The organism is Halomonas lysinitropha (assembly GCF_902500215.1).
Classification (GTDB): domain Bacteria; phylum Pseudomonadota; class Gammaproteobacteria; order Pseudomonadales; family Halomonadaceae; genus Halomonas; species Halomonas lysinitropha.
Genome location: NZ_CABVOU010000020.1, coordinates 1 through 24,534, shown reverse-complemented (window position 1 = coordinate 24,534; position 24,534 = coordinate 1). Strand labels below are relative to the sequence as shown.

Annotated in this window: 18 protein-coding genes; 9 read left to right on the top strand and 9 right to left on the bottom strand. The window is 66.0% G+C overall.

The features are described 5' to 3' along the window. Positions 1-404: 404 nt before the first annotated feature. The 4 genes from HALO32_RS03250 to HALO32_RS03235 are packed head-to-tail and all read right to left on the bottom strand — an operon-like array spanning position 405 to position 6,146. The gene (locus HALO32_RS03250; protein ID WP_225809710.1) at positions 405-3,242 is read right to left on the bottom strand and encodes an FAD-binding and (Fe-S)-binding domain-containing protein; all 2,838 of its coding nucleotides are present in this window, start codon (positions 3,240-3,242) and stop codon (positions 405-407) included. 5 nt (positions 3,243-3,247) lie between these two features. After that, positions 3,248-3,928 (bottom strand): LutC/YkgG family protein, encoded by a 681-nt coding sequence (locus HALO32_RS03245; RefSeq protein ID WP_151442370.1) that lies wholly within the window; start codon positions 3,926-3,928, stop codon positions 3,248-3,250. Further along, positions 3,928-5,394, bottom strand: coding sequence for a LutB/LldF family L-lactate oxidation iron-sulfur protein (locus tag HALO32_RS03240; RefSeq protein WP_151442368.1), 1,467 nt, complete (start codon positions 5,392-5,394; stop codon positions 3,928-3,930). The genes HALO32_RS03245 and HALO32_RS03240 overlap by 1 nt, the downstream gene beginning before the upstream one ends. Next, positions 5,391-6,146: a (Fe-S)-binding protein gene (locus HALO32_RS03235; protein WP_151442367.1), complete on the bottom strand. Its 756-nt coding sequence runs from the start codon at positions 6,144-6,146 to the stop codon at positions 5,391-5,393. The genes HALO32_RS03240 and HALO32_RS03235 overlap by 4 nt, the downstream gene beginning before the upstream one ends. 330 nt (positions 6,147-6,476) lie before the next feature. Here HALO32_RS03235 and HALO32_RS03230 point away from each other — a divergent pair, with 330 nt between their 5' ends. Genes HALO32_RS03230 through HALO32_RS03220 form a run of 3 tightly spaced genes read left to right on the top strand, consistent with a single transcriptional unit; the run spans position 6,477 to position 10,544 of the window. After that, a complete protein-coding gene (locus tag HALO32_RS03230) occupies positions 6,477-7,250 on the top strand; it encodes a GntR family transcriptional regulator (protein WP_151442365.1) in 774 nt (257 codons plus the stop codon). 8 nt (positions 7,251-7,258) lie between these two features. After that, positions 7,259-9,169 carry a sensor histidine kinase gene (locus HALO32_RS03225; protein WP_151442363.1) on the top strand — a complete coding sequence of 637 codons (1,911 nt, stop codon included), beginning with the start codon at positions 7,259-7,261 and terminating at the stop codon, positions 9,167-9,169. Further along, complete coding sequence (locus HALO32_RS03220; RefSeq protein ID WP_151442372.1) at positions 9,162-10,544, top strand: sigma-54-dependent transcriptional regulator; 1,383 nt, start codon at positions 9,162-9,164, stop codon at positions 10,542-10,544. Before HALO32_RS03225 ends, HALO32_RS03220 begins: the two co-directional genes overlap by 8 nt. Here the strand turns inward: HALO32_RS03220 and HALO32_RS03215 are convergent. The 3 genes from HALO32_RS03215 to HALO32_RS03205 all read right to left on the bottom strand — a co-directional run bounded on the left by HALO32_RS03215 (position 10,520) and on the right by HALO32_RS03205 (position 13,179). Then, complete coding sequence (locus HALO32_RS03215) at positions 10,520-11,191, bottom strand: metal-dependent hydrolase (RefSeq protein ID WP_151442362.1); 672 nt, start codon at positions 11,189-11,191, stop codon at positions 10,520-10,522. The two genes, HALO32_RS03220 and HALO32_RS03215, sit on opposite strands and share 25 nt — an antisense overlap. A gap of 80 nt (positions 11,192-11,271) precedes the next feature. Beyond that, positions 11,272-11,823, bottom strand: a complete 552-nt coding sequence (locus HALO32_RS03210) for a gamma carbonic anhydrase family protein (RefSeq protein ID WP_151442360.1) — start codon at positions 11,821-11,823, stop codon at positions 11,272-11,274. Between the two features lie 15 nt (positions 11,824-11,838). Then, positions 11,839-13,179: a sodium-dependent transporter gene (locus HALO32_RS03205; protein ID WP_151442359.1), complete on the bottom strand. Its 1,341-nt coding sequence runs from the start codon at positions 13,177-13,179 to the stop codon at positions 11,839-11,841. A gap of 104 nt (positions 13,180-13,283) precedes the next feature. Between HALO32_RS03205 and prlC the strand changes: the two genes are divergently transcribed. The 5 genes from prlC to HALO32_RS03180 all read left to right on the top strand — a co-directional run bounded on the left by prlC (position 13,284) and on the right by HALO32_RS03180 (position 20,925). Further along, on the top strand, positions 13,284-15,332 hold the full coding sequence (gene prlC / locus HALO32_RS03200) for an oligopeptidase A (RefSeq protein ID WP_151442358.1): 2,049 nt from the start codon (positions 13,284-13,286) through the stop codon (positions 15,330-15,332). A 47-nt stretch (positions 15,333-15,379) separates the two neighbouring features. Beyond that, positions 15,380-15,625 carry a YheV family putative zinc ribbon protein gene (locus tag HALO32_RS03195; protein WP_151442357.1) on the top strand — a complete coding sequence of 82 codons (246 nt, stop codon included), beginning with the start codon at positions 15,380-15,382 and terminating at the stop codon, positions 15,623-15,625. A 5-nt stretch (positions 15,626-15,630) separates the two neighbouring features. Beyond that, positions 15,631-17,343: a Na/Pi cotransporter family protein gene (locus tag HALO32_RS03190; protein WP_151442355.1), complete on the top strand. Its 1,713-nt coding sequence runs from the start codon at positions 15,631-15,633 to the stop codon at positions 17,341-17,343. Positions 17,344-17,654: 311 nt separating this feature from the next. Beyond that, entirely contained in the window at positions 17,655-18,641 is a 987-nt protein-coding gene (locus HALO32_RS03185) for a TAXI family TRAP transporter solute-binding subunit (protein WP_151442354.1), read from the top strand. A gap of 94 nt (positions 18,642-18,735) precedes the next feature. Then, on the top strand, positions 18,736-20,925 hold the full coding sequence (locus HALO32_RS03180; RefSeq protein WP_151442352.1) for a TRAP transporter permease: 2,190 nt from the start codon (positions 18,736-18,738) through the stop codon (positions 20,923-20,925). 71 nt (positions 20,926-20,996) lie between these two features. On the opposite strand, the gene metF is transcribed toward HALO32_RS03180, so the two are convergent. Next, on the bottom strand, positions 20,997-21,845 hold the full coding sequence (metF, locus tag HALO32_RS03175; protein ID WP_151442351.1) for a methylenetetrahydrofolate reductase [NAD(P)H]: 849 nt from the start codon (positions 21,843-21,845) through the stop codon (positions 20,997-20,999). 140 nt (positions 21,846-21,985) lie between these two features. Between metF and HALO32_RS03170 the strand changes: the two genes are divergently transcribed. Then, positions 21,986-22,924, top strand: coding sequence for an AEC family transporter (locus HALO32_RS03170; protein ID WP_151442350.1), 939 nt, complete (start codon positions 21,986-21,988; stop codon positions 22,922-22,924). Here HALO32_RS03170 and ahcY read toward each other — a convergent pair whose 3' ends face one another. Continuing rightward, entirely contained in the window at positions 22,925-24,334 is a 1,410-nt protein-coding gene (ahcY, locus tag HALO32_RS03165; protein ID WP_151442349.1) for an adenosylhomocysteinase, read from the bottom strand. Between the last annotated feature and the right edge of the window lie 200 nt (positions 24,335-24,534).

Sequence of the window (24,534 nt, the reverse complement as noted above, 5' to 3'; positions counted from 1 at the left end):
TTGTTAAAGAGCGGCTCCGGGCTCTCATCGAGAGGGGAGCGTCTCGCGTGCTGTCGTGGCCGGCTCAGTGAGCGGCGCCGCCAGCGCCCTGCGAGGAAGAAGTATTCTACGTGATCGGCGGTCGATGTCAACCCTGCGAGCGTTCCGAGGAACCGTTCCGGGTGAGCGACCTGCCATCGAGATGGCGACCGATCGAGGCCTCGAGAGGCCCTGTCGCGAGAGAACGTATTTTACCGAGTCTGACGTGTCCGTCAAGCGGGAAATTCGCGAACCTCTCGAAAAACCCCAGTAGAAACAACCGCTTCTGCGACAATCACCGCCGGTAACGTGTGCCCGTTGCCGGCAGCGGATGCGTACTCTACGGAACTTCCCGGCCCCCCGCAAGAGCGTCAGGAAGAAAAAACTCAGGGTGCCCGGCTGGCCCGATCAAGCAGGGAAAAGATTGAGCGATAAGGAATGCCGCCGTGCTGGCTCAGACCGATCTCGCAGGTGCGGGAGTTGGAGTAACCGGCACTGCATTCGGCCACCTCCTCGGCCAATCCCTCCAGCGCGACGGCATTCAACTCGGGGGTATTGAACCCCTTGTCGCCAGCAAAGCCGCAGCAGTCGATGCCTGCCGGCACCACGACCTCGTTGGCACAAGCCCGGGCCAGTCTGACGAATTTGTCGTCAAGCCCCATGCGGGTGCTCGAGCAAGTGACGTGCACGGCGACCCGCTCGTCCAAGGGGGTGATAGCGAGCCGGGGCAGCAGATGATCATGAGCGAAGGCGACCGGCTCCAGCATCTCGAGTCGTTCGTCGAGGTGCTTACGCATCTGAAGAGTGCAGGGGCTAGTGTCACAGAGCACCGGAAAACGCCCGTTCTGGCTCGCCATCAGCAGTTCGCGGTTGAGTTCGCGCCCCTTGTGGGCCGCTTCCTCGAACTGGCCCTTGGACTGGAAAGCCATGCCGCAGCAGAGGTGCCCGATCATCTCCGGGAGCACGACCTCGTAGCCGGCCTTGTCAAGCAGCGCCAGGGTGATCTCCATCACCGAGCGTGCCTCCACCTTATCATCATGGGCCGCTCCGAAGATCCGGGTGGCACAAGAGGGCAGATAGACCACCTTGTCCCTGGAGGCATCGCCCGACGTCACAGACTCCAGCACCCGAATTGACGCCGACCTGGGGAGGGCGGGGCTCCACTGGGGCAGGCGGTCACCGCTGAGCCGACGCGCCCCGGTACTCATCTTTTCCATCAGGTTGACGCCCAGCACGGTTCGCGCCGCACCCGCCGCATTCAGCCCGCCTCGCGCCACACGCGTTGCCCCTGAAAAATGTCGGCCGATACGCCGGGCAAGAGGGGCCTTGTCCACCGCCCGCTCATGACGCAACTGACGTACCATCTCACCGGTATCGATGCCCACCGGACACTGGGTAGCGCAAAGCCCCGTCGCCGCACAGGTGTCGATACCCTGATAGACATAGGCTTCCTCGAGCTCCTTCATGCGCGTCCTGTCGGCGTCGGTGGCCTGGCTGCCCAGTGCTTCGAGCCTCGCCAGCTCACGACGGATCACGATGCGCTGGCGTGGCGTCAAGGTCAGATCGGTCGAGGGGCAAACCGGCTCGCAGAAACCGCATTCGATGCACTTGTCGACGATCTCGTCGGCCGCCGGCAAGGGCTTGAGGTTCTCCAGGTGCAGCGTCGGGTTACGGCTGAGGATCACCTCGGGATTGAGCAGATTTCCAGGGTCGAAGAGCGCCTTGATCTCCCACATCAGCGCATAGGCCTCGGGCCCCCACTCCAGCTCCACGTAAGGGGCCATGTTGCGCCCGGTACCGTGCTCGGCCTTGAGTGAACCGCCGTACTCCACGCCAACCAGTTGCGCCACCTCATCCATCAGCGCCTGGTAGCGCTCCACTTCGCCAGGCTTTTCGAAACCCTGGGGAAAGACGAAGTGCAGGTTCCCCTCCAGGGCGTGCCCAAAGAGGATGGCATCCCGGTAGCCGTGCCGGTGGAAGATGTCGGTCAGCGCCAGCACGCCCTCGTCGAGACGCTCGATGGGAAAGGCCACGTCCTCGATGATCACCGTGGTGCCGGTCTCGCGCACCGCCCCCACAGCCGGAAACAGGCCCTTGCGAATCTTCCAGTAAAGGGCATAGGCATCGGCGTCACGGGTGAAGGTGACGGGCTCCAGGGCCTGGATGCCCTCGAGGGTCGCCTGAACCGCCTGCATGCGCGCGTCGAGCTCGGCCTCGTCGTTGCCGCGCACGTCGACCAGCAGCGCCGCGGCGCCCTCGGGCAGTGTCTTGAGCACCTCGGGCATGCCAGGCTGGTCCTGCACCGAGCGCAGCGCAGCGCGGTCCATCAACTCCACGGCGGAGACCGGTGACTGCTTGAGGGCGATGGTCGCACGGCAGGTAGTGCCCATGTCGGGGAAGAAGGCCAGCGCCGCAGCCTTCAGGGGCTCATCGACCACGGTGTCGTAGGTAATGGTGCTGATGAACCCCAGGGTGCCCTCGGAGCCGATCATCAGGTGCTTGAGGATCTCAATACCGTCCGAGAAGTCGACCAGGCTGTTGAGGGCGTAGCCGGTGGTGTTCTTGAGGCGATACTTGTGGCGAATCTTCTCGGCCAGCTCGGCGTTGTCGCACGTCTCGGCTGCAAGGCGCTCGAGTCCGGCCAGCAGTTCTCCATGGGACGCCCGGAAGGCGGCGACGCTGTCGGCGTCGGCGGTATCGAGCAGGCTACCGTCAGCCAGGATCACCCGGATATCGCGCACCGTGCGATAGCTGTTCTGTGCCGTGCCACAGCACATGCCCGAAGCGTTGTTGGCGGCGATGCCACCGACCATGCAGCTGGCGATGGAGGCAGGGTCGGGGCCGATCTTGCGACCGTAGGGGGCCAACAGCTGGTTGGCACGAGCGCCGATGACCCCGGGCTGAAGGCAGATCGCCTTGCCCTCGTCGAGAATCTCGTGGTCGCGCCAGCCTCGTCCCATCTGGATCAGCACCGAATCGGTGACCGCCTGGCCGGAGAGCGAGGTACCGGCGGCACGAAAGGTCACCGGCAGCTCCCGTTCCCGGCATTCTGCCAGGGTCCGCTGGAGCTCCGCCTCGTTCTGCGGTCGAACCACCAGTTGTGGAATCAGCCGATAGAAACTGGCATCGGTCCCGTAGGCCAGGGTCCGCAGGGGGTCATCGATCAACCGCTCGGCGGGAATCGTCGCCGCAAGGGCGTCCTTCAACTCGCGCCAAGCACTCATGGACATCATTTCTCATCTCCCGGTGCGGCGGAGGCATGACGCAGCAGCACCACCAGTTCACGGGGCCCGTGGACCCCATAGGCCAGAGTCTGCTCGATATCGGCAGTCTTGCTCGGTCCCGAAATCAGCAGCGCATTGGTCGGCATCCCGTTGGCCCAGCCGTGTTTCTCCACCACGTCGAAGAGGGTGTCCTCCAAGGTATCGGCATCCAGCACGGCGACATGAATCGAAGGCACCAGGCTGATCAGACGTGGCTCGTCGGGTGTGGGCCAGAGCCACAGACTGCCGGTCTCGGCGATCCCGCCGAGAGTGGAGGTCAAGCCGGCGTCGACCGACTCGAACTGCTCGCGCTGCCACGCCTCGATATCGCGATTCACATCGACCAGTTCCACCTCGGTATCGACAAGCGCCTGGCGCGCTTCGGCGGCCACCGGGTGCTGCTTGCCCAGCGCCAGCCGCCGCACGCCCTTGTCGGCGAGCACCCTGGCCAGCGCCTCGGTCCAGCCCTTGCGGGAGGTATGGACCACCTCGCCGTGCACCGAGGCGATCCAGCGCTCGAAACGTTCAAGGCGCTCCTGGCCACTCCAGCCGCGGTGGGTCACCACGGCGAAGTCGCTCTCCGGGGCACTCAACGGACCGTCGGTGCGTTCGCGCAGGCGCTTGAGAATGGCGTCGCGGGCACTCATCAGCGGCGCTCCTTGTCGGACTTGTCGACCCTTGGTTTGGCAGCTTGGTGCTTTTTGACCAGCGCGTGAAGCGTGGTAGCGGCAGGCTTCGGTGCAGTCCGGTATTCGGTCCACACGCCCAGTTTCGACGGCATCAGCGCCTTGAACCTGCCGGCCATGGAGGTGCCGATACGCCAGGCGGCGGGATGGGTGGCCAGCCACTGGAAGCCCTTCCAGGCCGCGGCCTCCTTGCGAGTGCGCTTGATGCCGGCACCGGGTACGTTGCCGCGGCCCTCGCCCACTGACTCGCGGCGCAGCCTCACCAGCAGGTCGGGGATCGGGATCTTCACCGGGCAGACCTCGCCACAGGCACCACAAAGGCTCGAAGCGGTGGGCAGGTCTTTCGTCTCCTCAAGGCCCATCAGGTGAGGCGATAGGATGCTACCGATGGGACCGGGGTAGGTGGTGCCGTAGGTATGTCCGCCCACCCGGGTGTAGACAGGACAGTGATTCATGCAGGCGCCGCAGCGGATACAGCGCAGGGTGTCGAGCAATTCGTCGTCCTGGTAGATATTCGACCGACCGTTGTCGACCAACACCAGGTGCACCTCCTTGGGCCCGTCATGCTCGCCCTCCTTGCGCGGCGAGCTGATCATGTTGAAGTAGGTAGTGACATGCTGGCCGGTCGCCGAGCGGCTCAGCAAGGCATAGAGAGGCGGCACGTCACGCAGGTGCTCCACGACCTTCTCGATGCCGGTAACTGCCACATGAACCGGCGGCACCGTGGTGGTCATGCGGCCGTTGCCCTCATTTTCCACCAGGCACAGAGTGCCGGTCTCGGCCACCGCAAAGTTGACCCCCGATACGCCCACATCAGCGTTCATGAATCGTTCGCGCAGCTGGGATCGGGCCGCCGCGGTCATGGTGTCGACGTCACGGGTACGCTCGGTACCGGTCTTCTCATGCAGGATCTCGGAGATCTCATCGGTATTGAGATGGATGGCCGGCATGATGATATGCGAGGGGGTCTGCTCGTTGAGCTGCACCAGGTACTCGCCAAGATCGGACTCCAGCGCCTCGATACCCGCCTCCTCCAAGTGGGCATTGAGGTGCATCTCCTCGGAGACCATCGACTTGCCCTTGACCACCGACGTCGCACCATGGCTCTCGCAGATCTCGCGGATGATCCGGCAGGCCTGCTCGCCATCCTCTGCCCAGTGCACCTTGATGCCATTGGCCTCACAGTTGGCCTCCAGCTGCTCGAGCAGGTCGGGCAGCTTGGCGAGGGCCCGCATGCGGATATTGGCGCCCAGCTCGCGCAGGGTCTCCAGCTCCCAGTCGCCGAAGCTCTCGCGGCGCTTGGTCATCAGGCCATCCATCGCCTTGCGGAAATTGGCGCGGATCTGCGGATTGCCCAGGGCATCGTGAGCCTGGCGGTGAAACTGGCGAGGGCTATAGGTATACACACCCGAGGTCTGTTCGCTCATGAGGTTCTCCGCCACAGGTAGCTGGCGATATGCTCGCCCTGGACCGGCGCCTTCTGCTGCTCGAAGCGGCCGCCGATGTTCATCATGCAGCCGCAGTCGGAGGTCACGAAGCGCTGGGCGCCGGCCTCCACGATGGCGGCGGTCTTGTCCTCCACCATGGCGGCGGAGACCTCGGGATGGCGGACGGCAAAGGTGCCGCCGAAGCCGCAGCACTCGGCGGCACGCGCCTGCTCCACCAGTTCGACCTTGCCGAGCTGGGAGAGCAGGGCCGGACCGGTATCGGCAAGCCCCATCTCGCGACGGGCACTGCAGGAGGTGTGCATGGCGACCTTCTCCGGAGTGCCGCGATCGTCGAGCTTGAGGTGACAGACATGGACCAGGAATTCGGTCAGTTCATAGACGCGCCTCGCCACCTCGTTGGCCCGCTCCTCGAGCTCGGTACCGGCAAAGAGCTGGGGATAATGGGTGCGCATCATGCCGCCACAGGAGCCGGAGGGCACCACGATTGGCCAGGACTCCGGGAAGAGGGAAAGCTGAGCCGCCGCGACGGCCCGAGCCTCCTGCTGGTAGCCCGAGGTGAAGGCCGGCTGCCCGCAGCAGGTCTGGTCCTCGGGAAAGAGCACCTCGATGCCCTCCCGCTCGAGCAGTCGGATAGCGTCCAGTCCAGCTTCCGGATAGAAGAGATCGACGAGGCAGGTTCCGAAGAAGTAGACCTTCTCCGGCTTCGGCGTATAGAGCTTGACTGGCGTCATGGGCAGGGTCCTGGACAGCGCAGGGCACGGCAGCGCCACGCTGAAATCGTTGATTCGGGCTACGGGAAATTGGTAAAACCAATTGACAAGAAAACGCCATAGCACAGTAGGAGGCAGAATCTGCAGTGTCAAACGCTTGGCCTCTGCTTCCCAGCCCCGTTTGCCTATACTTTAGTCTAGCCTTTTCAGCGCTCTCTCCAACGCTCTGATGTAGCTGAATAAATTGTCACGCCTCGGTGCAAGGCAGGAATCTATCGACGCTGCGTTTGGTAATACCAATTTGATGACGATATCATGCCGACTTTGACCACGTGCTCCGGAGCCACCACCATGGCCTACCAACCCGTTCGACAGCCTCGCCTGGCCGATGTCATCACTGAGCGCCTCGAGGCGCTGATCCTCGAGGGCAGCCTGAAGCCCGGCCAGCGCATGCCGCCGGAACGCGAACTGGCCGAGCGCTTCGGCGTCTCGCGCCCCTCGCTGCGCGAAGCCATCCAGAAGCTGTCGGCCCGCGGCCTGCTGACCAGCCGCCAGGGGGGCGGCACTTTCATCAGCGAGGAGCTCAACAGCGGCTACAGCGACCCGCTGCTGGAGATGCTCTCCCGCCACGGGGAGTTCCACCTCGACCTGCTCGAATTCCGCGATGCCATGGAGGGCATCTCCGCCTACTACGCGGCCCTGCGTTCCACGCCCACCGACAAGGCGCTGTTGATCAAGCGCTTCGAGGAACTCGAGGCCTGCTTCAAGGGCCGCGACCCGGCGCTCGAGGCCCGGGCCGACGCAGCCTTCCACATGGCCATCGCCGAATCGGCCCACAACGTGCTGCTGCTGCACACCATCCGCGGCATTTTTCACCTGCTGGAAAAGAGCATCGTCGACAACCTGGCCCACCTGTTCGAGAAGCCCGAGTCGCGTCCCCTGCTGATGAAACAGCACCGCGCCCTGCTCGACGCCATCCTCGAGGGCCGGGCCGAGGACGCCCGCACGCGCGCCCACGAGCATCTGGTCTTTGTCGAGGAGAGCCTGCTCGAGGTCGAGCGGGCCGAGACAAGGGCCCAGCGCGCCCTCCGTCGTGCCCAGGTCATGCCCGCGACCTCACGTTGACATCCGCCATGCCGATGCTCTCCCACCGCCGGGTCCGCCAGCTGCTCTGGCTGGCGGTGACCCTCGGGCTGGTACTCGCCATGTGGCAGTCCGCCCTGCTGGCCCGCGACCAGGCCCTGCAGGAGCTGCGCCACGACGCCGATAACGAGCTGCGCCTCTCGGCGGCAAGCCTGATCGGCCACCTCTCGCGCCACGACTATCTGCCCGCCCTGCTCGCCTCGCGCGAGATGGTGAGGCGCTTCCTGGCCTCCCCGGAGAGCCAGGACCCCATGCCGCTCAACCGGCTGCTGGACCGCTTCCGGGCCACGGCTGGGGTGTCCGATATCTACCTGATCAACCGCCACGGCGACACCCTGGCCGCCAGTAACTGGCACCGCCCCGACACCTTCATCGGCCAGAACTACGCTTTCCGCAGCTATTTTCAGGATGCCATCGCCGGCCGCGACGGGCGCTTCTATGGCCTGGGCGTGCAGTCCGGAGAGCGCGGCTACTACTTCTCGGCCCCGGTGTGGCTCGACGACACCGAACCTAACGCGAGCCCCGACGGTGTCATGGTCGTGAAGGTACTGCTCGACACCGTGGAAGCGAGCTGGGCCGAGCAGGATGCCGAGCTGCTGGTCACCGACAAGGACGACATCATCTTCATGGCCAGCCGACCGGAGCTACGCATGAAGGCTCTGCAGCCAATCTCCGACGACCAACGTGAGGCATTGCGGGACACACGCCGCTATGCCGATAAGCCGCTGACTCCCGCCGGCCTCGCGATCACCGAGACACCGGGCAAGCACAGCCAGCGGGTCGGCTTCCAGCGGGGTCCGCTGGCCGGGGAAGATTATCTGGGCCTGTCTCGCCCCATGCCGGAATTCGACTGGGAGATGTATATCCTCAAGTCGCTGGCACCGGTGATCCAGGCCCAGTGGCTCGCCGCCCTCCTGGTCGGCGGCCTCTACGGCGTGGTGGTCCTGGCCGGCGGCATCGGCTGGCAGCGCTTGAGGCTGCGCCGCGAACGCGAGCAGTTCGCCGACCGTGAGCGACGCACTCTGGCACGAGCCCGCGACGAGCTGGAACTCAACGTGCAGCGACGCACCCGCGACCTGGTCGAGACCAACCGGCGCCTCTCCGGCGAGATCGAGGAACGTCGCCGTGCCGAGGAGCGGCTTCGCCAGACCCGCGACGAACTGATCCAGGCCGCCAAGCTCGCCGTGCTCGGCCAGCTCGCTGCCGGTATCAACCATGAGCTCAACCAGCCATTGGCGGCGATTCGCGCCTATGCCGAGAATGCCGCTGAGTTCCTGGCCCGCAGCCGCACCGAGGCGGCGAAGGGCAATCTGGCACAGATCATCGAGCTCACTGACCGCATGGCCGAGATCAGTGCCCAGCTACGCCAGTTCTCGCGCAAGAGTGGCGACAGACCCACCAGCGTCTCGGTCCCCGCCTGCTTCGACTATGCCCTGAGGCTCTTCCAGTCTCGGCTCCGCGACGCCAGGGTCACGGTCGAACGCGACTGGCCCGAAGAGGAGATCTGGGTGCGCGCCGACCTGGTGCGCCTGGAACAGGTGCTGGTCAACCTGATCGGCAACGCCCTCCAGGCCATGGGCCAGACGGATGCACCGCACCTGCAGCTGAGTATCGAGTCCGACGGCGACGAGGTGCGAATCCGGGTCACCGACAACGGCCCCGGCATCGCCGAGGCGCACCTGGGTCGGATTTTCGAGCCCTTCTTCACCACCAAGTCGCCGGGCAGCGGTCTCGGACTGGGACTATCGATCTCGGCACGCATCATCGACGACCTGGGTGGCCGGCTGACGGCGGAGAATGCCCCTGGCGGCGGTGCCCGCTTTACCATTACCCTGCCCCGCGACTCCGGTCCCGAAGCGATCGTTGATACCAGGAACGAGGAGCATGACACCCATGCATGAGCCGGCGCCCCTTCCGGTGATGATCATCGACGACGAGGCTCACCTGCGCATCACCGCGGGCCAGACCCTGGAGCTGGCGGGGTACGAGCCCCTGGCCTTCGAGAGCGCCGAGGCTGCCTTGGCGGCCCTGACGCCAGACTTCGCCGGAGTGATTGTCAGCGACATCCGCATGCCCGGCATGGACGGCATGACGCTGCTGCGCGAGGCCCGCAGCCGCGACCCCGACCTGCCAGTGATCCTGATTACCGGCCATGGCGACATCTCCACCGCCGTGGAGGCGATGCGCGAGGGTGCTTGGGACTTCCTGGAAAAACCCTTCGCCGGAGAGCGCCTGGTAGAGATGGTGCGCCGCGGCATCGAAAAGCGCCGCCTGAGTCTCGAGAACCGCGAACTCAAGGCCGAGCTCGAGGCCCAGCAATCGGCACCGGGGCCGCGGCTGGTGGGACGCGCCCCGGCCATTCAGCGCCTCGCCTCCATGGTCCAGCGCATCAGCCAGGTAGAGACCGATGTGCTGCTGTTCGGCGAGACCGGGGCCGGCAAGGATCTGGTGGCGCGTGCCATCCACGAACGCAGTCGCCGCGGCGGCCACCCCTTCGTGGCCATCAACTGCGGCGCCGTTCCCGAAAGCATCATCGAGTCGGAGCTTTTCGGCCACGAAAAGGGCGCCTTCACCGGGGCCGTGGAGCGGCGCATCGGCAAGTTCGAGCATGCTCAGGGTGGCACGGTGTTCCTCGACGAGATCGAGTCGATGCCGCTCTCGCTGCAGGTCAAGCTGTTGCGGGTTCTGCAGGACCGCGCCATCGAGCGTCTCGGTGCCAATGTGCCAGTCTCCCTGGATCTGCGCGTGATCGCTGCTACCAAGGTCGACCTCAAGAGCGCAGCCGAGGCGGGACGCTTCCGTGAGGATCTCTACTACCGGCTCGAGGTCGTCACCCTGCCGATCCCCTCGCTGCGCGAGCGGCGCGAGGATATTCCGCTACTGTTCCAGCACTTCGCTGTGGTGGCCGCCAACCGCAGCGGGCTGGAGGCGCCACCGCTGGATGCCGCCGGCATCTCGGCACTGCTGGCCCATGACTGGCCGGGCAACGTGCGCGAGCTGCGCAACCTGGCCGAGCGCTACGTGCTGCTCGGCGCCACCTGCGACTACCGCCTGGAGGCCCTGCTGGAGGGGGTGGGCAGCGACAGCGGCGAGTTGGCCCTGCCCCAACAGGTGGAGCTGTTCGAGAAGAGCCTGATCGACCAGGCGCTGGTTCGTCACCACGGCCGTGTCTCCGAGGTCTGCGAGCAACTCGGCCTGCCGCGCAAGACCCTCTACGACAAGCTCAGGAAATATGGTCTGAAAGCCGAGGACTACCGCCAGAGCGAGGCCCCCTGACGGAGCAGTTCACGCAGCGGCTCAACGGGAGGCAACCAAGGCGCCAGGCTCGCCGCCACCATCAGCATCACCAGGGAATTGCCCGGCTCACGCCAGTCGAACGGCTTGAGGGCGGTGCCGAAGGAGCGCTTGAGACGCGCCCCGGTGAGATCGACGCTGTAGAGCTCATCGAGCAGCAGGTGGATGGCGAAACCCGACGCCAGGCCGATGCCGTGAGCCCAGGCCAGGTGGTCGGACTGGCCGAACAGCCGGTGGCTAAGCACCGTGGCCACCAGGCCGCAGAGCCCCGCCGCCAGCAACGAGTGCCAGAGACCACGGTGCACGGTGAATCGGGCAAACAGCGCCCCGGCCAGATAACGCGCACTCAGGTAGATCACACCGCACACCATCAGCAAGGCACCGGTGGCCATTCGCGTCTGAAGCACCAGGGCGCCGGCCACCACCGCGGGCACCGCCAGCAGATTGAAGATAAGACGAATCGCCCGGGAGCGGTCGGCATCGATGTCAGGCAGGATGCCCCCAAAGGTCACCAGCGCCAGCAGTGGCAGGCTCTCCATGGCGCTCCAGAGGCCCGCCTGCCAACCGCCATGGGCCAGCACGGCGCCGGCGGCGGCGGCCACGCCAAGGTGGGTGCGAAAGTTGGCCATGCCGGGGCGCGCCCTCGATATACTGGATAAATGACCAGATTATCGCGCGCTTCGACATTGAAAAACAATGGGTTAGAAGATCATTCCTCTTGAACCGCCAGATACTCGTCCTTCAGCTTGACATAGTTACCGGCGGTGTAGGGGAAGAAGGCTCGCTCCTTCTCCTTGAGCGGGCGCAGTGCCTTGGCCGGGTTACCGGCATAGACGTGGCCGCTCTCCAGTCGCTTGCCTGGCGTCACCACGGCACCAGCAGCGATAATCACCTCGTCCTCGACCACGGCGCCATCCATGATGATGGCGCCCATGCCCACCAGGATGCGGTTGCCGAGGGTCGCACCATGGAGGATGGCCTTGTGGCCGATGGTCACCTCGTCGCCGATAGTCAGCGGAAAGCCGTCGGGATTGAAGTCGCTGGCATGGGTAATGTGGAGAACGCTGCCATCTTGCACGCTGGTACGGTTCCCGATGCGGATGCGGTGCATGTCGCCGCGGATCACCGCCATGGGCCATACCGAGCTGTCATCGCCCAGCACCACGTCACCCAGCACCATGCAGGCCGGATCGATGTAGACCCGCGCGCCCAGTTGCGGCTCAACGCCTTTCCAGGATCGCAGGCTCGTTGCCTCGCTCATCGTTCACCTCCGTTTTCAGATCAGCCCAGCCAACAATACTATCAGCGTCAGCGGAATCGATACCCAGCGCACCAGGGCGCGCCAGGCACGGAAGCCGTTGGGGCCGGCATCCAGCGCCCGCAGGGTGGTCTGCTCGGGCATCACCCAGGCGGCGAAAATGGCGATGAGCAATCCGCCCAGTGGCAGGAAGATCTCCGGGGGAATCGTACTGACCAGTTCGAAGGGGTTCATGCCGAACAGCACCCGGGTTTCGGCCAGACTGGAGAAGGAGAGCACCGAGAGCATACCCAGCCCCCATACTCCCAGGCCCACCACGGCCGCCGCCGATCCCCGCCGCAGCCCCCAGCCCTGCAGGGTGGCGACCATGGGTTCGGCCAGGTTGATCGAGGAGGTCCAGGTCGCCAGCAGCAACAGCAGGAAGAACAGCGAGAGCCACAGCGACCCGCCGGGCAGCTCGGCGAAGGCCACCGGCAGGGTGACGAACATCAGGCCTGGCCCCTCGCCAGGGTCCATGCCCTGGGCGAACACCACCGAGAAGATGGCGATACCGGCCAGCAAGGCCACTGCCACATCGAGTACCGCCACCGCCACGGCGGCACGTGGCAGGCTCTGATGGTCGGGCATGTAGGCGCCATAGGCCATCAGCGCACAGGCGCCCACGGCCAGGGTGAAGAAGGCGTGGCCCATGGCCTGCAGCATCACCATGGGCGTTACCGCGGAGATGTCGGGAAGGAACAGCCAGGCCAATGCCGGGGCGAAGCCCTCAGTGGTAGCGGCGTACCCTGCCAGCACCAGCAGCAGCAGGTAAAGCAGCGGCATCAGCAGGTTATTGAGCTTCTCAAGCCCCTTGGCCACCCCGGCGGCAACCACCAGCATGGTCATCATCAAAAAGAGCGTATGGTTGAAGGTCATGCGCCCGGGGTCAGCGAGGAAGGCATTGAAGCCGGCGCCGATCTCCGCCGCACTGCGTCCCGCGAAGTCGCCGTTGACCGCGGCCACCAGGAATTCGATGGACCAGCCCGAGACCACGGAGTAGAAGGAGAGGATGCAGAACACCGTGACGGCGCCGAACAGCCCCAGCCAGCGCCAGTGGCGACTCGCCCCCGCCTGGCCAGCCAGGTGGCCGAGCGACTGCATGGGGCTGCGCCGCCCGGCACGGCCGATCAGGATCTCGGCCATCATTACCGGCAGGCCCAGCAGCAGCACGAAGGCCACATAGAGCAGCAGGAAGGCGGCACCACCGTTCTCACCGGTAATGTAGGGGAAGCGCCAGATGTTGCCCAGCCCCACCGCGGCGCCGGTAACGGCCAGGATGAAGGCGCGCCGCGTGCTCCAGCGCTCCAGCGTCTCGTTCATGGGTCCACTCCGCGAGCCTCAAAAGGGCGCAAGCCTAGCACATTGAAACCCGCCGCGGCCGCCCGCATCTAAGGCCTGTTCTCCACTCCCGACCCGAGGTGTGCATGTCCCGCAATCCGCTGCTCGAATCCCACGAATTGCCCCCCTTTGCCGAGATCCGGCCCGAACACGTCGTGCCCGCCATCGAGGAGCTGCTGGCGGAAAACCGCACGGCCACCGAGGAACTCGTGGCGCACGCCGAGACGACCACCCCGAGCTGGGAGAGCCTGGCCGCTCCGCTGGAAGCGCTCAACGACCGCCTGGCGAGGGCCTGGTCGCCGGTCTCGCACCTCAACGGCACCATGAACAACCCCGAGCTTCGCGAGGCCTACCAGGCCTGCCTGGGCAAGCTCTCCGACTACACCACCTGGATCGGCCAGCACGAGGGGCTCTTCCGGGCCTGGCAGGCGCTGCACGACGGCCCTGCCTGGGCGACCCTGGATGAAGGCCAGCGCCGCACCGTAGAGAATGCCCTGCGCGACTTCCGCCTGGCCGGTGTGGACCTGCCCGCCGAGAAGAAGCGGCGCTACGGCGAGATCAAGTCACGGCTCTCCGAGCTCTCCAACACCTTCTCCAACCAGTTGCTGGATGCCACCCAGGCCTGGCACCTGGATCTCGCCGACGACAGCCGCCTCGCCGGCCTGCCCGAGAGCGCCCTGGCCAACCTGCGGGCCAATGCCGAGGCCAAGGGCCTGGCCGGCTACCGCATCACCCTGGATTTCCCCAGCTTCTTTCCGGTAATGACCTACGCCGAGGATCCTGAACTGCGTCGCGAGGTCTACACCGCCTTCGTCACCCGGGCCTCCGACCAGGGCCCCAACGCCGGCGAGTATGACAATGCCCCGGTGATGGAAGAGATCCTCGCACTGCGCCATGAGCTGGCCGAGCTTCTGGGTTTCAGCGACTACGCCGACTATTCTCTCTCCACCAAGATGGCCGAGTCACCCGATCAGGTGGTCACCTTTCTCGAGGACCTGGCCGCCCGCGCCGTCCCCCAGGCCCGTGAAGAGTATGGTGAGCTGGCCGCCTTTGCCCGCGAAGATCTTGGCATGGACGAGCTCGCGCCCTGGGACGTAGGCTTTGCCAGCGAAAAGCTGCGCGAGGCGCGCTACGCCATCTCCGACGAACAGCTGCGCCCCTACTTCCCCGCACCGCAGGTGGTCGATGGTCTATTCCGGGTGGTCGAGCGTCTCTACAACGTCACCTTCGAGGAGGACGAGTCGGCCCCGCGCTATCACCCCGACGTGCGCTACTTCCGCATCCTCGAGCACGACACCCCCATCGCCGGCTTCTACCTCGACCTCTATGCCCGCGAGGGCAAGCGCGGCGGCGCCTGGATGGACGAGTGCCGGGTTCGCCGTCTGGAAGGCGAGGCCGTACAGTTGCCGGTGGCCTACCTGACCTGCAACTTCACGCGTCCGGTAGGCGACACCCCGGCGCTGCTGACGCACGACGAGGTCACCACGCTCTTCCACGAGTTCGGCCATGGCCTGCACCACATGCTGACCCGCCAGACCGTTGCCGACATCTCCGGCATCAACGGCGTCGCCTGGGACGCGGTGGAGCTGCCCAGCCAGTTCATGGAGAACTTCTGCTGGGAGCGCGAGGGGCTCGACTTGATCGCCGGCCACGTGGAGGACGGCGCCCCGCTACCCGAGGCGCTCTTCGAACGCTTACTGGCGGCCAAGAACTTCCAGTCCGCCATGGGCATGGTGCGCCAGCTGGAGTTCTCGCTGTTCGACTTCCGCCTGCACCGCGAGCTCGCCGCCCCCAGCGCCGACGACATCCAGACGCTGCTCGACGCGGTCCGCGACGCCGTCGCGGTGGTCCCGCGGGTCGATTTCAACCGCTTCCAGAACGGGTTTGGCCACATCTTTGCCGGCGGCTACGCGGCGGGCTACTACAGCTACAAGTGGGCCGAGGTGCTCTCCGCGGATGCCTGGAGCGCCTTCGAGGAGGCCGGCATCTTCGATCCCGAGACCGGGCGGCGCTTCCGCACCGAGATTCTCGAGCGCGGCGGCTCCCGCGACGCCGCCGAGCTGTTCCGCGCCTTCCGCGGCCGCGACCCCAGCGTCGAACCCCTGCTGCGCCACAGCGGCATCCGTGCCGCCTGAGAAGGCTTTGCCGCCGGCCCCCCTCGGCGGCCCATTGTGGAGATGACATGACCGTAACCAAACGCTTTATCGCCGGGGCTATCTGCCCGCGCTGTGCCGAGATGGACCGCATCCGCAGCTGGGAACAGAACGGCATCCGCTATCGCGACTGCGTCAGCTGTGACTTCTTCGAGCAGTTGCCCATCGAGGATCAGGCACTGCCGGAGCTCGAGACCCGAGTCAATCGCGAGCGCGAGGAGCAGGCTCGTAACGACGTACAGACCGTCAAGATCCTCGATCCGAAAGAGCACTGACGCCCATGGGCCAGGGAGCGGCCAACGTCCTGCCGCCGCAGCGCCGCCTGTTCGAGCTGCTCGGGCTCGCGGCCGCGGCGGCCCTGCTGGTCGCGCGACTCGACCTGGCCACCCTGGCCGCCGGACTGGGGCTCTTCCTGTGGGGCATGACCCACCTGGAAGAGGCCATCAAACGCCTATCCGGCGGCACCCTGGACCGCTGGCTGCACGCCGCCACCCGCCGGACCTCGCGAGCTATCGCCGTGGGCGCCCTGGCGACCGCGCTGGTCCAGTCCAGCTCGCTGGTGACCCTGCTGGCGATGTCCTTCGTCGGCGCCGGCCTGGTGGCCCTGCCCGCCGCCATCGCGCTACTCTTTGGCGCCAACCTCGGCACCACCACCGGTGCCTGGCTGATCGCCGGCTTCGGTCTCAAGGCCGACCTTGCCCAGTATGCGATGCCGTTGCTGGCCCTGGGGCTGCTGGGCTCCCGGCTGCTGCAGGGCAATCGCGCCGGCATCGCCGGGCTGCTGCTCGGCGTGGGCCTGCTGCTGCTCGGCATCGACTTCATGAAGCTCGGCTTCGAGACCTGGCAGGATGGCCTCTCCCTGGACGGCCTGGCCGGCGAGCACCTCTGGCACTGGCCGCTGCTGGTGCTCTTCGGCGTCATTGCCACCGTGGTCATGCAGTCCAGCCACGCCACCCTGCTGATCACCCTCACGGCGCTGGGCTCCGGCCAGCTGCCCTACCTGCCGGCCCTGGCCATCGCCATCGGCGCCAACGTCGGCACCACGGTGACCGCGGTGATCGGGGCCTTCGGCGCCAGCACGGCCGGCCGACGGCTGGCCGGCGCCCACGTGATCTTCAACCTGGTCACGGCGGCCGTGGCCCTGGTCCTGCTGCTGCCGCTGGCCGGGCTGGTGGACCGGCTCGCCGCGCTGATGGGTCTGGCGGCCAGCGCCTGGCCGCTCAAGCTGGCGCTCTTCCATACCCTCTTCAACGGACTGGGCATCCTGCTGATGCTGCCCTGGATCCCGCGGCTGGCCGGCGACCTGGAGCGGCTCCTCCCCGAGCCGGCCAGGGTCCCCCCGGCCCAGGCCCGCTATCTGGAGACCAACGCCCTGCAACACGCCGACACGGCCCTCTCGGCCATCGAGCAGGAGTGCCGGCGGCTCGACCGGCGCACCTACCACCTGCTCGCCTCGGCCATCCTGGTGCCCAGTGCCGAGGCGATCGGCCACCCGCCCGACCGGGCCGTGATCGAGGCGCCCATCGTCCCCGAGGAGTGGCCGCTGGTGAACGTGCGCTACCACGAGCAGATCAAGCCGCTGATGGCGGAGATCCTCGACTTCTACTCGCGCATCGACACGCCCCTCACCGCGGCCCAGGAGGCGCGCCTGGAGGCCCTCTATGCCCGTACCCTGCGGCTGGTCGAGGCGGTCCGCTTCGGCGAGGTGCTGCAGCGCAGCCTGCTGCGCCATGCCGCACCGGCCAGCCCCCTGCGCGAGGCCCACGACGACCTGCGCATGGCCCTCGCCGAGGGCCTCAATCGCCTGGCCAACGACCCCGGTGCGCGCGACATCGAGGCGCCCCTGGAGGAGGTCCGTCACCACTGGCAGCACGAATTGGCCGAACGGCTGCGCCAGCACCACCTGGACCCCTGGCTCGCTTCCTCGCTGATGAACGACCTCCACCAGGCCAGCCGACTGACGGCCGCCCTGACCTCGCCAGACGACGCCTGAGCGAGGCGACCAGGCATGTCCTCCTGTGCGGAAATCCGCACACCGCAAGGCTCGTCGCGTGTGAGATCCCAGCCCTTACCCATCCACAATGCTTCGACAAAAGTCGAAGAACTATACTGCAACCACATGAAATATAAGATATTTCGATAAACGGGCATGGCCATTGCTCTGTAATAAGCGTTGATGCCACCCCGGACCGATTCACGGCAGGTCCCGTAAACGGTGACCATACTGGGGGACGAGGGCATGCAGCCCCGGGGCACCGCAGCCCGGGCAAATGACAAGAGCACAACCGTATACAGGAGCACACCATGCACAACACAACCTCACGGATCCTCGCCGGCACTCTGGCCGGCTCCCTGCTGGTCGCCGCCTCGGCCTCGGCTCAGTCGGACCGCAGCGACTGGCCGGATAGCTTCACCGTGGGCACCGCCAGTCAGGGCGGTACCTACTTCGTGTACGGCTCCGGCTGGGCCAACCTGATCGCCGACGAGCTGGGTGTCTCCGGCGGCGGCGAGGTCACCGGTGGCCCGACCCAGAACATGGCGCTGGTCCACAGCGGTGACGTCGCCCTGGGCCTGACCACCATGGGCCCGGCCGCCGAGGCGCTGGCCGGCGAGAGCCCGCTCGCCCCGGGCATGCAAATGGACAATGTCTGTGCCCTGTTCCCGATGTACGAGACGCCCTTCTCGATCACGGCGCTCGAGGACAGCGGCATCGAATCGATCTCCGACATCCCGGAAGGCGCCCGCATCGGCTTCGGCCCGTCGGCCTCCACCTCCGACACCTACTTCCCGGCCATGCTCGAGACCCTGGGCGTCGAGTTCGATCGTCGCAACGGCGGCTGGTCCGACCTGGGCGGTCAGCTGCAGGACGGCCTGATCGACGTCATCGCCTTCGCCGCCGGCATCCCGATTCCCGCTGTCAGCCAGCTCGAGGTGCAGACCGACGTCAACATCATCGAATTCACCGAGGAGGAGCAGCAGACGGTGCTCGAGAACTTCCCGGTCTCCGAGTTCCAGATTCCGGCCAGCACCTACGAGACCCTCGAGGAGGATGCCCGCGCCGTCTCCATGTGGAACTTCACCATCGCCGGCTGTGACCTGTCAGAGGACTTCGTCTACGAGGTCACCAAGCTGAGTCTGGAGAACAACGACCGCATGCGGGACGTCCACCGCAGCGCCGCGACCAGCATCCCGGAGAACATCCAGTACAATACCGTGCTGCCCTTCCATCCGGGTGCCGTGCGCTGGTACGAGGAGAACGGCTACGAGATCCCGGAAGACCTGAAGCTGTAATCCGTTGACCTGACCGACTGCCCCGTACCGCGCCACGAGAAGGCGGTGCGGGGCGGTTCCCGTGCTCCTCCGCCATCCCCCCAAGGGTGTCCCCATGTCCCATACCCCCGAATCCCGTGACGACGCGTCAAGCGATGACGTCGTCGAGGCGGTCAAAGCCGAGGGCGTCGACGAAGCCGCCGTGGAGTCCAACCGACGGCTCTATACCGGCTGGCAGTGGCTGCTCTTTGGTACCCTGGCCATCGCCTACTCTCTCTTTCACCTGATCTCGCTGAACATCTATCCGCTGGAGACCTGGTCATTCCGCATCGTGCACATCGCCGGTGCCCTGATTCTTGGCTACGGCCTCTATGCGGGCACCCGCTTCGCTGATGAGAAACAACGCCGCTCCCCCGCCTGGCTGGCCTGGGTGAGCTACGCCATGCTGGTCCCGGCCCTCTACGCCCTGGTGCGGGTGGTAACGATGTACCAGACGATGAGCGGTGAGGCCATGCGCATCGACCCGGCCATCGAGACCTGGCACTTCGGCTATCCGCTGATCCTGGCCACCATGGCCGGCATCCTGCTCTCCTGGAGCTATCGCCAGTTCCGCGACCGCCTCTCGCCGGCGGATCTGGTGCTGATGGTCTGCGCCCTGGGGGTGGCGGGGTACCTGCTGGTGATGTTCAACAGCCCACTGCGCGCCTCCACCGGCACCTCCTTTGCGCCCATGGGCATCTCCTATGCGGCCATCGCCGGCTCGCTACTGATCCTCGAGCTGACGCGCCGAGTCGCCGGCCTGGCGCTGGTGGTGATCTCCGCCATCTTCCTGATCTACGTCTTCGCCGGCCCTTACCTGCCGGGCTTCCTGGGCTACCCTGGGCTCTCGGTGGGCCGCTTCTTCAGCCAGGTCTACACCGACGCCGGCATCCTCGGGCCGACCACCGCGGTCTCGTCGACCTACATCATCCTGTTCATCATCTTCGCGGCCTTCCTGCAGGCCTCGAAGGTGGGTGACTACTTCGTCAATTTCGCCTTCGCCGCGGCCGGTCGGGCCCGGGGTGGTCCCGCCAAGGTGTCGATCTTCGCCTCCGGCCTGATGGGCATGATCAACGGCACCAGCGCCGGCAACGTGGTCTCCACCGGCTCGCTGACCATCCCGCTGATGATGAAGGTCGGCTACCCGGGGCGCAGCGCCGGCGCCATCGAGGCCGCCGCCTCTACCGGCGGGCAGATCATGCCGCCGATCATGGGCGCAGGCGCCTTCATCATGGCCGAAATCACCGGCATTCCCTATACCGAGATCGCCGTGGCGGCGCTGATTCCCGCCATCCTCTACTTCCTCTCGATCTACTGCATGGTGGACTTCGAGGCGGCCCGCAAGGGCATGCGCGGCATGCGCAAGGACGAGATCCCGCTGTTCTCGAAGCTGGTCAAGCAGGTCTATCTCTTCGCGCCGATCATCATCCTCATTGCCGCGCTGTTCATGGGCTACTCGGTGATTCGTGCCGGTACTCTGGCCACCGCCTCGGCCGCAGTGGTGAGCTGGTTCTCGCCCCACAAGATGGGCATCCCTGCCATCCTCAGGGCCCTGCAACTAGCCGGCACCATGGCCATCCAGATCATCGCCGTGTGCGCCTGCGCCGGCCTGATCGTGGGGGTGATCTCGCTGACCGGGGTCGGCGCACGCTTCTCCTCGCTGCTGCTCGGCCTGGCCGGGGTCAGCCAGCTGTTGGCGCTGTTCTTCGCCATGTGCATCTCGATCCTGCTGGGTATGGGCATGCCGACGACGGCCGCCTACGCGGTGGCCGCCTCGGTGGTCGCGCCGGGCCTGATCAACATCGGCATCCAGCCGCTGGTGGCGCACTTCTTCGTATTCTACTTCGCGGTGGTCTCGGCGATCACTCCCCCGGTGGCGCTGGCCTCCTATGCAGCGGCAGGCATCTCCGGCGACAACGCCATGGGCACCTCGGTGGCCTCGTTCAAGATCGGCCTGGCGGCCTTCATCGTGCCCTTCATGTTCTTCTACAGCCCGGCCATGCTGATGGAAGGGAGCTGGATGCAGATCCTGCGCGTGGGCCTGACTGCCACCCTGGGCATCATCCTGCTGGCGGCCACCGTCCAGGCCTGGTTCTTCGGGCCGGTCAAGGCCTGGCAGCGCCTGCTGATGCTGGTCGGGGCGATATGCATGATCTATGGCGGCATCTATTCCGACATCGCGGGCCTGGCCGTCGGCGTGCTGATGTTCATGATGCAACGCGCTCGCCCCGGCGGCGGCGGGGACAAGACTGTTACCTCCAGCTGAGCGTGACATACCCCGGAAACGCAACGGGCCCCGCCATTGGCGGGGCCCGTTGCGTTGCGGCGAGAGCCGCGTCAGGCGATGATGTTGTCGAGGATGCGCAGTACCGGCTTCGCCTGGTTGAGGGTGTAGAAATGCAGGCCCGGGGCTCCACCGTCAAGCAACCGCTGGCAGAGCCGCGACACGACCTCTTCGCCGAAGGCGCCGATGGCCTCGCTGTCATCGCCATAGGATTCGAGCTGCTTGCGGATCCAGCGCGGGATCTCGGCCCCGCAGGCATCCGAGAAGCGCGCCAGCTTGGTGTAGTTGGTGATCGGCATTATGCCGGGCACGATGGGGGCCTCGACGCCCAGCGCGCGTGCCCGCTCGACGAAGTGGAAATAGGCCTCGGCGCTGAAGAAGTACTGGGTGATGGCGATATCCGCCCCGGCCTTCATCTTGCTGGCGAAATTCGCCAGATCATGCTCAAGATTCCGCGCCTGGGGATGGGATTCCGGGTAGGCAGCCACGGCGATCTCGAAATGGTCGCCGGTCTCCTCGCGGATGAATTCGACCAGCTCATTGGCGTAGCGCAGCTGACCGATGCCACCCCCACCCATCCCGGAGGGCAGGTCACCGCGCAGGGCCACCAGGCTGTCGATGCCCTCTTCCCGGTAGCGAGAGAGCAATTCACGCAGCGCGCCCTTGTCGCTGCCGATGCAGGAGAGGTGTGGCGCGGTGGTGAAGCCGGACTCGCGCACCATGCGCACGGTATTCAGGGTGCGATCCTGGGTGGAGCCGCCGGCACCAAAGGTGACCGAGAAGAAGCGCGGCGCGCGGCTGGCCAGGGCATCGCGAACGCCGACCAGCTTGTCCCGCCCGGCGTCGGTACTGGGCGGGAAGAACTCGAAGCTGATCCCCAGCGGATGTTCCTGCGTGCTCATCGGCTTACCTCATGAAATCGATGCATATTGCGCCTATTCTGACGGCTGGCCTGGCCGCAGACCAATGAAAGATACGCGCCCCTGCATCAATCCTGTTCATGCAGCGGCGGTGCCAAGACCACCATGACCCAGGGAAGGACATGACCCCGATCGATCCCGGCACCCTGATGGGGCCCCTCTGGACCCTGCTCGCCTATATCGGCCTGGGCTGGCTGGCCGCCCGCCGGCTGGCGGTGGACCCGCGCCCCGTCGCCACCCTGCTGATTTACCTGGTCGCCCCGCTGACCTTCTTCCGCGGCCTGGTCCAGGGCGGCCCTACGCCCGACCACCTGCTGCTGACCGCGGCGCTCTTCACATTGGCCAGCCTGATCGCCGTGGTCGTCCACCGCCTGGCGAAGCACGGCTTCGCCCCCCAGGAGAGCGCTCTGCTGGCCTTCTCCTCGGGCACCGGCAACACCGGCTACTTCGGCCTGCCGGTGGCCCTGGTGCTGCTGCCACCCCAGGGGGTGACGCTGTATCTGTTCTGCGTGCTGGGGGTGACCCTCTACGAGTTCACGGTGGGCTTTTACCTCAGCGCCCGGGGACAGTTCTCGGTGCGCCAGAGCCTGGTCAAGATCGCCCGGTTGCCGCTGATCTATGCCTTCCTCGCCGCCCTGCTGGTGAGCGGCCTGGGACTCGAGGTGCCGGACGCGGTGATGCAGGGGCTGGCCGCCTTCCCGGCGACCTACACCCTGCTCGGCATGATGATCATCGGTATGACCCTGGGGCGGGTCAGCGTGAGGGAGTTCGACCTGCGCTTCATCGGCGCCTGCGTGGCGATCCGCTACGGCCTCTGGCCGCTGCTGTCGCTGGCCACGGTACTGGGCCTGCAGGCCCTCTTTCCGCTATCGGGGGAACTGGCCCTGGCATTGCTGCTGATCGGCGTGGTGCCCATGGCCGCCAACGTGGTGGTGGTGGCCATGGAACTCGGCATCGCCCCGGAGAAGGGCGCCCTGGCGGTACTGATCACCACCCTGGCCGCCCCGCTGCTGATTCCGCTCTACCTGACGCTGATGATGCGCCTGACCGGACTCTCGTGATCAGTAGCGATAGGCGTCCGGCTTGTAGGGCCCGTCGACGGCCACACCGGTATAGTCGGCCTGATCCTCGGTCATGCGGGTGACCACCCCACCGAAGCCCTGCACCATGTAGCGGGCCACCTCCTCGTCGAGATGACGCGGCAGCACCGTCACGCCCATGGCATCGCGCCGGTCGCCCTCGGGCAGCTCGGCGAAGCGGCCATCGAAGAGATGGATCTGCGCCAGCACCTGGTTGGCGAAGGAGCCATCCATCACCCGAGAGGGGTGGCCGGTGGCGTTGCCCAGGTTCACCAGGCGGCCCTCGGAGAGCAGGATCAGGTAGTCGCGGCTGTCGGGGTCGAAACTTCCCGGCTTGCTGTCACGGAAGATCTGGTGCACCTGGGGCTTCACTTCCTCCCAGTGCCAGTGGCGACGCATGTAGGCGGTATCGATCTCGCTGTCGAAGTGACCGATATTGCAGACCACCGCACCCGGCTTCAGCGCCTGGAGCATGGCGGCGTCGCAGGCATGGATGTTGCCGGTGGCGGTCACCACCATGTCGATCCGCGAGAGCAGGTCGCGGTCGATGCTCTCCAGGCCGCTGTTGATGCCATCGCGGTAGGGCGATACCACCTCGAAACCGTCCATGCAGGCCTGCATGGCGCAGATCGGATCGATCTCCACGATGCGCACGATCATGCCTTCCTGGCGCAGCGAGGCGGCCGAGCCCTTGCCCACGTCGCCATAGCCCACCACCAGCGCCTGCTTGCCGGACAGCAGATGGTCGGTGGCACGCTTGATGGCGTCATTGAGGGAGTGGCGGCAGCCGTACTTGTTGTCGTTCTTCGACTTGGTCACGGCATCGTTGACGTTGATCGCCGGCACCTTGAGAGTGCCATCGCGCAGCATTTCCTGCAGGCGATGCACGCCGGTGGTGGTCTCCTCGGAGATACCATGGATGGCGTCCAGCAGTTCGGGACGCTTTTCGTGGAGCAGCGCTGTCAGGTCGCCGCCATCATCCAGCACCAGGTTGGGGGTCCAGCCATCGGGCCCTTCCACCGTCTGCTCGATGCACCACCAGAACTCTTCCTCCGTCTCCCCCTTCCAGGCGAACACCGGAATGCCGGCGGCCGCGATAGCGGCTGCGGCATGGTCCTGAGTGGAGAAGATATTGCAGGACGACCAGCGCACGCTGGCCCCCAGATCGATCAGGGTCTCGATCAGCACCGCAGTCTGGATGGTCATGTGAATGCAGCCAGCGATGCGCGCGCCGGCCAGCGGCTGATCACCACGATACTTATCGCGGATCGTCATCAACGCCGGCATCTCGGTCTCGGCGATACGGATCTCGCGACGCCCCCAGTCGGCGAGGGTGAGATCGGCGACCTTGCAGTCGGTGGCCGCGGGAGCGGAAACGGCGGGATGGTTCATGGATCGATACCTCGAGATCAGGATCAGGACGAAAAGCGGGACACACACTATAAGCAGTGAGGGTAACACCGGACAACCAGCGCAGGTGGACGCTTGGACGCCTAGTGTGTTGTCCCGTAAATACATACTATAATGTTGAGTAGGCCTCAATCAGGATGCTACTCATGCCTCGCGGACGCCCCCCACTTCCCGTCGTGTTG